Genomic DNA, 9,674 nt, shown 5'->3' with positions numbered 1-9,674 from the left:
TAGCACCTAGCACCTAGCACTATCCAATCTTAAAACATTAGAGTCGCGACACCGAGCAGTGCAAATAGCACTGCGCAGCCGCGGTGGATCCACTGCATAGGCAATTTTTCGGCGCTGAAGTGACCAGCAATAACAACCGGCACATTGGCTATCATCATGCCAAGTGTTGTCCCCATAACCACCATCGCTAAAGCATCATACTTGGCAGATAGTACGACAGTCGCTATTTGAGTCTTATCACCCATTTCCGCAATAAAGAATAAAATGAAAGTGGCGAGAAATGGCCCCATTGAATAAAAGCGGCTTTCCTCTGCATCGACTTTATCGGGTACTAACACCCAAAGTGCGATAGCAAAAAATGAGCCGGCAACAAGGTAGCGAGCTGTAACTGGATCTATCCAATTAATCGCCCACTGCCCTAACCAGGCTGCAGCAAAGTGATTGGCGAGTGTCGACAGAAAAATACCCAGAATAATGGCTGTTTTGTTTTTAAAGCGGGCGGCGAGAATGAGCGCCAATAGCTGTGTTTTATCACCGATTTCGGCGATAGCAACGGTAAAGGTTGAGGCGAGCAGAGCTTCCAATGGTGTTCCTGTATTAGGGAGGCAAAATTCCAAGCACAATACACCCCTCCCTAAAATGAGTGGAATTGTGCTCAGGTCTTGCTGGGTTAATGACAACAGTCACTAACTGTAAGTACCATGGCATATGGCCAATTATGTTGATACTTACTCAATCGATGTAAACCAGTTACTACGATTGATAGCTACTCCCCTGAAGCAGAGCCGAGCATTATAGTGATAATGGCGCTAACTTCAATGCTAAAAACGCCACCGATGCCTCAATTTTGAGCTAAAACAGCAAAACGTAAACTAAGTGTTACTAAGGCTTTACAGCCTTATTGTGGATTCGTATTAAGTTGATTTTATGCTATGCAGATGGCTTGCCCGCTGCGTTAGTAGCTGGTAATGTCGCTAACAGTCATTTTTTAGAGAAAGAGTCGTAATGAAACAATCTTATCGATATTGCCCGCGATTTATCAAGCCTCAGTGGCGAAGTTGATAAGGTGAATATCCGTATTATTTAACTAAGCCGTTGGGGCCAATTGGAATCGTAAGGTCGATGGTGACCAGATTCGATTGGGGGCTGTTAATAGTATTGTTAACTTGCGAAAATATCTCTCCCTCAAAGTCGTTCTAAATCTGACCTACCAAAAATAAATTATAAAATCTAACAGGACAATTTTGTGAACTCAAAAATACTTGGCTCTATCGCCATTGTAGCTGGAACAGCAATTGGTGGCGGTATGCTGGCATTGCCACTTGCCACCGCATCACTCGGTACTATCCCTGCACTACTTTTACTGGTAGTCATCTGGGGCGTATCCATCTACACCTCTTTATTGATGCTAGAAATTAACTTGCGCGCAGGCGTTGGTCTCAATGTGCATGCGATTACGGGGAAAACACTAGGTAAATTGGGGCAACTTATTCAAGGTGGTTCTTTTTTAAGCTTACTGTTCGCATTAACCATGGTCTACCTGATGGGCGGCTCGTCGCTGCTTGAATCTAAGATGGAACTGGTCGGTATGGAGATGGACAACCAGCTCGCGGTACTACTGTTCACCGCTATTTTTGGTGGTTTTATTGCGGTTGGGGTGCGCTGGATTGATAAAGTCTCTCGGGTTTTATTTACTTCGATGATCGCACTTTTGGTTATTGTTGTAGCCTACCTGCTACCAGAAGTGGATATGGCTTTGTTGATGAACAACTCAACCGCAGGCATTGTTGCGGGTAGCGATTTAACAAATCTATGGTTAGCGGCTGTTCCTATTGTGTTTACCTCTTTCGGTTTCCATGTCTGTATCGCAACTATTGTGCGTTACTTAGATGGCGACGCAATCTCACTACGCAAGGTACTTATTATTGGTTCAACCATTCCTTTAGTCTGCTATATCCTGTGGTTAATGGTGACACTTGGTACATTAGGTGGTAAGACTGTGTATGGCTTTGAAGGGTCATTACCGCTATTGGTAACAGCACTGCAAGGCGTGGCTGACTCTGCTATTTTGCAGCAGTTTATTGATCTGTTTGCCAACCTTGCATTGGTAACGTCGTTCTTGGGTGTGACCATGAGTCTGTTTGATTATGTGGCTGAGCTTACTCGTGCTAAAGACAACGCCTTAGGCCGTGCGCAAACTTGGTTATTGACCTTTATACCACCACTTTTATGTGCGCTTTACTACCCAGATGGCTTCTTCCAAGTACTCGGCTTCGCCGCGATTCCGCTGGTTGTAATGATCATCTTCCTGCCAATTGCTATGGCACTTGGCCAGCGTAAGCAAAACTTGGGCGGCTACCAGGTCAGTGGCGGTAGCGCCGCATTAACTGCAGCAGGTGTGCTTGGTGTCGGGATTATTGCCGCGCAACTGTGGGTTGCTCTATAAAGAAAGTAGAATTGCAACGTTAGCTTTACAGATGATACATTTGAACTCTGTTTATTAGCTAACATCTTGTGCTAAAGTCGGGTGTCGATAGAAATATTGAGCTCGGCTTTTTTGTATCTCGACTGCCGTGATATCAATAAACTTGCCAATGCTAGCAAGTAAAAAAATAAAATAATAATCCTAAATTTTAAAAAAATGGACTTAACAAAATGAAGAAATGGCTTTTGACAGCTGCAGCGATGGCAACCTCTTTTGGTGCGATTGCTGATGAAGGTATGTGGCAGCCTTATCAGTTACCTGCAATGGCAGACGAACTGAAGGCAAAAGGGCTAGAGATCGATGTTAACTCGATTTCAAAACTAACAGAATTTCCAATGAATGCCGTGATCAGCCTTGGTGGCTGTACAGCGTCATTTGTCTCACCAAAAGGCCTAGTGGTAACAAACCATCACTGTGCTTATGGTTCAATTCAATACAACTCAACCCCAGAGAAAAATTTACTCAAAGATGGCTTTTTAGCTAAAAGCTTTGCTGAAGAGTTGCCTGCTACGCCGGGTTCTCGTATCTATGTTACCGAAGCCGTCACTAATGTGACCGACGATGTTAAGTCAGGCCAGATGAGTAAAGTGGGTAACGACTTCTATAAAGGCATAGAGCAAAAAGAAAAAGCGCTAGTCGCTGAGTGTGAAAAAGAAGATGGTTACCGCTGTCAGGTTTACAGTTTCCATGGTGGTCTTGAGTATTACTTAGTCAAGCAAATGGAAATTCGTGACGTACGCCTAACGTACAACCCTGCAGCAAGCGTGGGTAAATACGGTGGTGATATCGATAACTGGATGTGGCCACGTCATACTGGCGATTACTCTTTTTATCGTGCCTATGTCGGCAAAGATGGTAAGCCAGCTGATTTTAGCAAAGACAACGTGCCTTACGAGCCAAAGAGCTTCTTGAAAGTGTCTGCTAAAGGCGTTAGCGAAGGTGATTTTGTGATGGTGGCAGGTTACCCTGGCCGGACGAATCGTTACCGCACCGCGAATGAAGTCGAAAACCAGTTTGAGTGGGCTTATCCTGAGGGCAAAATTCTCCGTGAGCGCATTATTGAGATCATCAAAGAAACTGCACCTGAGGGCAGCGATGAGCGCATCAAATACGAAAGCGCGATTGCTGGTCTAGCTAACTACGCTAAAAACTTCACCTCGATGATTGAGTTTTATGGTAAATCAACCATGCTTGATGACCGTAAAGGACTGGAGCAGGACTTAGCGAATTGGATTAAAGCCGATAACAAACGCCAAGCTAAATACGGCGAAGTATTGGCACAATTGGACAAGTTAATTGCTAAAGGTCAACAAGGTCAAGAGCGTGATTTACTGCTGAGTTACATGGGTTACAGCACCATGATGAGCACAGCTAACCGTTTGTATCGTTTAGCCAATGAAAAAACGTTACCTGATATGCAGCGTGAACCAGGTTATCAAGACCGTGATATGACTCGCTTTACCTCTGGTATGGAGCGTATTGAGCGCCGTTATGCTGCCAGTGTTGATAAAGCAATACTCGCTGACCTAATTAGCCGTTATGCCGCACTACCAAAAGATCAGCGCTTACCTGCGTTTGATAAAGCCTTTGGTATTGGTAACAAGTTCGATATGGCTAAGTTTAATAAAACGTTAGATAAGATGTATGTCAACACTGAGCTGTCAGATAAAGACACGCGTTTAGCATGGATGGATAAGTCAGTCGCTGACTTTAAAAAGTCAAAAGATCCATTTATTCAATATGCAGTCGCGACATATGAAGAGCGTATGCAACGTGAGCAGGCTGAAAAGCAGTTGGCGGGTGATTTAATGAAGGTTCGTCCGCAATACATGGACGCGATCATTGCTTATAACCGTGAGCAAGGTAAGCCTGTTTATGCTGATGCAAACTCTAGCCTACGTGTAACGGTTGGTCATGTTAAAGGTTACTCGCCTGAAGATGGTATTAAAGCGGTACCGTTTACGCGTCTTGAAGGTATTTTGGCGAAAGACACTGGTGTTGATCCATTCGATGCACCTAAGAAGCAACTTGAGCTAATCGCTAACAAGCAGTACGGCGATTACTATGTTAAATCGCTAGATTCTGTGCCAGTTAACTTCCTATCAACGCTTGATACCACAGGTGGTAACTCAGGTTCACCAACCTTGAATGGCCGTGCCGAGCTAGTAGGTCTGCTATTTGACGGTGTATACGAGAGTATCATTGGTGATTGGGGTTACGATCCACAGACTAACCGTTCAATTCAAGTTGATAGCCGTTACATGCTTTGGGTAATGAAGTACTTAGATCATGCAGATAACTTGCTTGAAGAGATGGAAATTGTGCATTAATCATTTTGGCTATGATTAGTTAGCCTTTTGATGCAAAAGCCGAAACATGAACGTGTTTCGGCTTTTTTTGTTCTTGGTTGTCATTATCGCTTAAAGAGCTCTATCGATTAATAGCTTATGATCTTAGTTTATTCAAAAACATACTTTATAATGTCGATATAAGTTTTAATGGCTGGTAGAAGGACGAATATTATCGTTAAAACTACAGCCCACTTTTTGCTGAACCACCAAGATTTTGCCTCTTCAAAGTGATTTACAGGTTGTTTTAGTCTTTTTGCTTCAGTTATTAGTGAAGGTGATATTTCGATATCATCGCTCGATACGTATCTTACTAGACTCAAGTCGTGTAGCTTTTTAAAAGATTTTTCCGAATATCCATTTAATTTCTCCAAGCGATATATCGACATCTCAGTACCATTTTCAAGGAAGTACTTAGCTAGTATAGATATCAATTGCTCTTCGTTTTTTGAATACAAGGTACTTTCCTCGGACTTTTAGTCTTAAACTGATTTTTTGAAACTTTTTGGAATTGTGGGCATGCCGTTAGAGCTAAATAACATTTTTTATTACTATGTTTTATTGAAAGTTACGAAAATATCAAATGCTTACGAGGGTAAGGTGTAAGCTTGATGAATGGTTTGATACAGTGTTCTAGGCACTCAAACTTCGTTTGATAAAAATCGCGGGATTCCATCCCACACCCGGGCAAGGAGGACTGCTCGTCCTTATCCTCCTTGCATCCACCATAACGCCCCAAACGAAGTTGTCGCCCTCGTACTTATTCGAAATAGCCTAACGCTTCCGATGGGACATCCTGTCCCGCGAAAGCTATGCCCACGTCCGTGTGGGCATTACGACTCTTTCTTCAACGTACTTCGGCAACTTCGATGGGGAATTGACGTTAACTGTTAGTAAAGAGGTAAGTGTTTTGAACAGTGCTTTCAAATTTGAAAACTCAAATGCAGCAAGCTTGCGCCTTTCTAACTCAGTGTAGATACGGCCGTGACCATCCATGACATGGATGTCATGGCGAGCTTCCAAGGATGGACTTGCAGCGTGTCACGGTCGTATCTGCACATGCGCCGGCCGCAGGCCATTGGAACCACAAATATACCAAGTTGCGCTTGACCAAGGTCGTGGCGCTTCGCCCACGTCCGTGTGGGCATTATGGCTCTTTCTTCAACGTACTTCGGCAACTTCGATGGGGAATTGACGTTAACTGTTAGTAAAGAGGTAAGTGTTTTGAACAGTACTTTCAAATTTGAAAACTCAAATGCAGCAAGCTTGCGCCTTTCTAACCCAGTGTAGATACGGCCGTGACCATCCATGGCATGGATGTCATGGCGAGCTTCCAAGGATGGACTTGCTGCGCGTCATGGTCGTATCTGCACATGCGCCGGCCGCAGGCCATTGGAACCACAAATGTATCAAACTGCGCCTGAGCTAAAGGGAAAGCGCTTGTCTCCGCTGTTGATTTCATCAGAGTTAATCCCTCAGCGCCCCGACGAATTTAAAAAGCGAAATGTCCAACGGGGGAAATTAGCTGCTGCAAGCTAGTATTTTACCTTTACTCCAGTGTTAACTGAGAGCGCTGTTACTTACTAGCATAAAGCTGAAAACTCAAATGTTGAGAGTTTGGGCTTTTCTAACCCCGTGTCGATACGGCCGTGACCATCCATGACATGGATGTCATGGCGAGCTTCCACGGACGGACTTGCTGCGCGTCATGGTCGTATCTGCACATGCGCCGGCCGCAGGTCATTGGAACCACAAATGCATCAAACTGCGCCGGAGCTAAAGGGAAAGCGCTTGTCTCCGCTGTTGATTTCATCAGAGTTAACCCCTCAGCGCCCCGACGAATTTAAAAAGCGAAATGTCCAACGGGGGAAATTAGCTGCTGCAAGCTAAGCTTTCCAGTGCTAACACCTATAAAGTTACTCACCGGGCTTGGGTATAAACTTAATCAAGTTGATTTAAGCTTCCGCGAACCGAGGCTGATGATTAAAATTAACGATTAAGTGCTAGCATTTAAATCAAGCGAAGCACGCAGAGCAGTAAGTTCAGCTGAGCTTAGTGAACGCATCTCATCGCTTGCTAAATCCCCTAGCTGTAAGCTTTGAATCGAAACTCTTTTTAGGTCAATGACCTTGTAGCCAAGGGATTGTGACATACGACGTATTTGCCTATTTAACCCTTGAGTTAAAATAATCTCATAGCGATCGGCAGCCATACGAGTGATAGTGCAGGGTAGAGTGGTGACATCTTTGTAGCTAACTCCCGCTGCCATCTTAGCTAAAAACACTGCATCAAACGGCCGGTCAACTTGTACGTGGTAAGTCTTGCGGTGACCAAAATCTGGGTGCATTAATTGATGGGTGAGCTCACCATCATTAGTGAGTAATAGTAAGCCATGTGAGTCTTTGTCGAGCCGACCAACCGGGTACAGTCTTGGCTCTTTAGGTAATAAGTGAATAAGGCTATCACTACGTTCAGGCAATAAACGGCAGTCAGTGCCAACAGCTTTATTAAACAGCCAGTACGCTTTGGCTTCAACGGCAGTAACTAAAGTGCCCTCAACGACTATTTTTTCCTGACTGGCCTGACCCGTAGCAATGTCTAACAAGGTGACGGTATCAATGTGGTTTGCTACTCGGCCATCGATTATCACCTTTGCATCTCGAATAAGGCGGGTCGCAGCGCGGCGGGAGCAATAGCCGCTTAGGGCTAGGTATTTTGCCAGTCTCATGCTAATCATTACCGCTCGCCAGCTAAGTAGCGTTGCGATAACTCAAGGTAATGTTGAATGGTTATTTTTCTCACTGTCCAAGCAAAGGATAAGCACCAGAGCATAACAATATTTGTCTGCAGCCACATAGTGATAGCGACCCAGCAAGGCGCGCTTTCAGGGTGTTCACACAGGCTAAAATCGAGGGTATTCCAATCGAGTTGAATGACTAGAGCTGATGCTGCGACGAAACCTAAAATGCTTAAAATGAAAATGGGGCCTTTGCAGATGGAGTGCTGGCTGAATCTGTCGGTTATACATAAAAAGTACATCAATACTGTGCCGAGTAAAAAACAGGTTGATACTAAGCGGTGCATCTCTAAATAGTTGATTGGAAAAACGCCCATTAATAATACGCACATTCCTACCCAACCGCCGACAAGGGAAAGGTTATGGCTAAATGCTCCGTGCTTAAGAGAATATAGGCCGAACATTGCCAACATGATACAGATGCCCGTTATCATCAGCGCCATATTAAACACAAAGGCGAATTTAGCGTTGTTGTAGTCACCTAGAAAATCAGAACGGCGATTGAAAACAGCGTCACCGATAATTTGGTATTCAGCCCAAACCGAGATGGAAACACCTGAAGCGGCGATAAGTGCTCCAAAGAAAATAGTCAGCACGACTAACCGGTGCAGATCATACTGCATCGACTGGTACTTTATTCCATCTTCCATTAAGCCCTCCATCTGTTAGTTACTGCACATTGTATACATAAGGCGCTTGAAAGTGCAGATTCTAGCGAGATTAAATTGACTTTAGGCATAGGTCTGAAGCCTAGACTTTATTTACAGCAATGCTGCGCTTATATATTTAATAGGGAGCACCATTATTACATTGGTGTTGCTAGAGTTGAACTAGTGTATAACCTGCCTGAATAACAAGTTTTTCACAAGAGCAGGAATGTTGCTGCAGCTAATCGATTACGGAGTTTACTAAGTCAGTATTGGGTAGTAGAGACTCAAGCAAATAGAGCTCAATCATCAATAAAGCAGCGCGTTTTAACAAAGCACTAAGGCCGAGATCCCTGCAACGTTTCTGTAGCCATGGTTGAGTATGCAATCAGTAGTATAGAAACAGCGTTTTTGAATACTTTCAGATAGTTGCTGATGAATTTTTTTTGGGTCGATATCTAGATTATTAACATGGTATCGAATTTTGTGGAAAAGTATTACCCGAGAACGAAGCGAAAATTTCGATGTTTTATTGCAGGCTTGCAGACCTCGATAGAAGATAGACAGAGCCCTGCGTTTTCTTATTTTTAGGAAGAAACTTGCTGGATCAATTTGTTGCTGTCGATATTGTAATACTGTCGAGCTTAGTATGCCAAGTTGCAATAAAGCGCGTGGAATACGGTGGCCAACTCCAGGTAACGGCAAGCGATTAATGCAACTTTGGTAACGCTTCATATGCATTGAATCGGGTTTATAGAGTGGGTCATAAATAATGGTCAGTGGGATCTCGCATTCAGTTGAGTCTGCGGATGAGGATGCATTAGGATATTGAGCCGCTTCTCTGACTTTTGGATCCCAAGGGGCAATGGATATATCGTAAGTGCTAATTGGCATCAACAGCAATGCACGGTCTAAACATAAATTCTTAGAAAACATCGATGTGGCAAATCCGCCACGACTGACTCCGTAGCCAATGCGTTCAGAAAAACAATCTAAATGCTTACCTAGTTTTGCAGTGAATATTGCAAGCTCACTGGAGTTGTAATAATTACCTTTGCCAATAGGGTTGAATGAAACGACATTCATCTGCCTTTTTGCAAAAAACTCGAATCCCCACGGCGTTTTATTTTCAATTAAATCTGAATCAGAGAGTGCTTCGTTTCCTGGCGGAAAGGTGATCATAATTGGCTGTTCAGTTTCAAATATATGGTATTGAACAACAACGTCGTCGACTTGTAAGCGAACAGTTTGATTGAATAACAACAATGTTCGAGCCCTCTGGAATTTGGATAAAACGAGCAACATAAAGGTGTTACTCGTTTAATTTTACGAAATGCTAATCTATCGGGGAATGAGTCATTTTCTTTGTGTGATCTTGATCTTTAAAATGAATTAAA

The 9,674-nt window shown here is 43.6% G+C and carries 7 protein-coding genes; 2 read left to right on the top strand and 5 right to left on the bottom strand.

The window, feature by feature from the left end:
• Positions 1-29: 29 nt before the first annotated feature.
• Positions 30-584 carry a TMEM165/GDT1 family protein gene (locus AB4135_RS01720; protein WP_371989784.1) on the bottom strand — a complete coding sequence of 185 codons (555 nt, stop codon included), beginning with the start codon at positions 582-584 and terminating at the stop codon, positions 30-32.
• 662 nt (positions 585-1,246) lie between these two features.
• Here AB4135_RS01720 and AB4135_RS01715 point away from each other — a divergent pair.
• Positions 1,247-2,446, top strand: a complete 1,200-nt coding sequence (locus AB4135_RS01715) for an amino acid permease (protein WP_371989782.1) — start codon at positions 1,247-1,249, stop codon at positions 2,444-2,446.
• 209 nt (positions 2,447-2,655) lie between these two features.
• Positions 2,656-4,815 carry a S46 family peptidase gene (locus AB4135_RS01710; RefSeq protein ID WP_371989780.1) on the top strand — a complete coding sequence of 720 codons (2,160 nt, stop codon included), beginning with the start codon at positions 2,656-2,658 and terminating at the stop codon, positions 4,813-4,815.
• A gap of 128 nt (positions 4,816-4,943) precedes the next feature.
• Here AB4135_RS01710 and AB4135_RS01705 read toward each other — a convergent pair whose 3' ends face one another.
• The 4 genes from AB4135_RS01705 to AB4135_RS01690 all read right to left on the bottom strand — a co-directional run bounded on the left by AB4135_RS01705 (position 4,944) and on the right by AB4135_RS01690 (position 9,543).
• Positions 4,944-5,291 carry a hypothetical protein gene (locus AB4135_RS01705; RefSeq protein WP_371989778.1) on the bottom strand — a complete coding sequence of 116 codons (348 nt, stop codon included), beginning with the start codon at positions 5,289-5,291 and terminating at the stop codon, positions 4,944-4,946.
• 1,538 nt (positions 5,292-6,829) lie between these two features.
• Complete coding sequence (locus tag AB4135_RS01700) at positions 6,830-7,561, bottom strand: pseudouridine synthase (protein WP_371989881.1); 732 nt, start codon at positions 7,559-7,561, stop codon at positions 6,830-6,832.
• An 8-nt stretch (positions 7,562-7,569) separates the two neighbouring features.
• The gene (locus tag AB4135_RS01695) at positions 7,570-8,280 is read right to left on the bottom strand and encodes a DUF998 domain-containing protein (RefSeq protein ID WP_371989776.1); all 711 of its coding nucleotides are present in this window, start codon (positions 8,278-8,280) and stop codon (positions 7,570-7,572) included.
• A gap of 324 nt (positions 8,281-8,604) precedes the next feature.
• Positions 8,605-9,543, bottom strand: a complete 939-nt coding sequence (locus tag AB4135_RS01690; RefSeq protein WP_371989774.1) for a hypothetical protein — start codon at positions 9,541-9,543, stop codon at positions 8,605-8,607.
• Between the last annotated feature and the right edge of the window lie 131 nt (positions 9,544-9,674).

It is taken from the genome of Shewanella sp. 10N.286.54.B9 (genome assembly GCF_041468565.1).
Classification (GTDB): domain Bacteria; phylum Pseudomonadota; class Gammaproteobacteria; order Enterobacterales; family Shewanellaceae; genus Shewanella.
Note: the sequence above shows the minus strand (reverse complement) of the source record. Positions and strands in the feature narration are given on the sequence as shown.

What these genes read in the sequence shown, in the direction of transcription:
- AB4135_RS01695 (WP_371989776.1), bottom strand. Translation starts at nt 8,280, where the DNA reads ATGGAAGATGGAATAAAGTACCAGTCGATGCAGTATGATCTGCACCGG.
- AB4135_RS01700 (WP_371989881.1), bottom strand. Translation starts at nt 7,561, where the DNA reads ATGAGACTGGCAAAATACCTAGCCCTAAGCGGCTATTGCTCCCGCCGC.
- AB4135_RS01710 (WP_371989780.1), top strand. Translation starts at nt 2,656, where the DNA reads ATGAAGAAATGGCTTTTGACAGCTGCAGCGATGGCAACCTCTTTTGGT.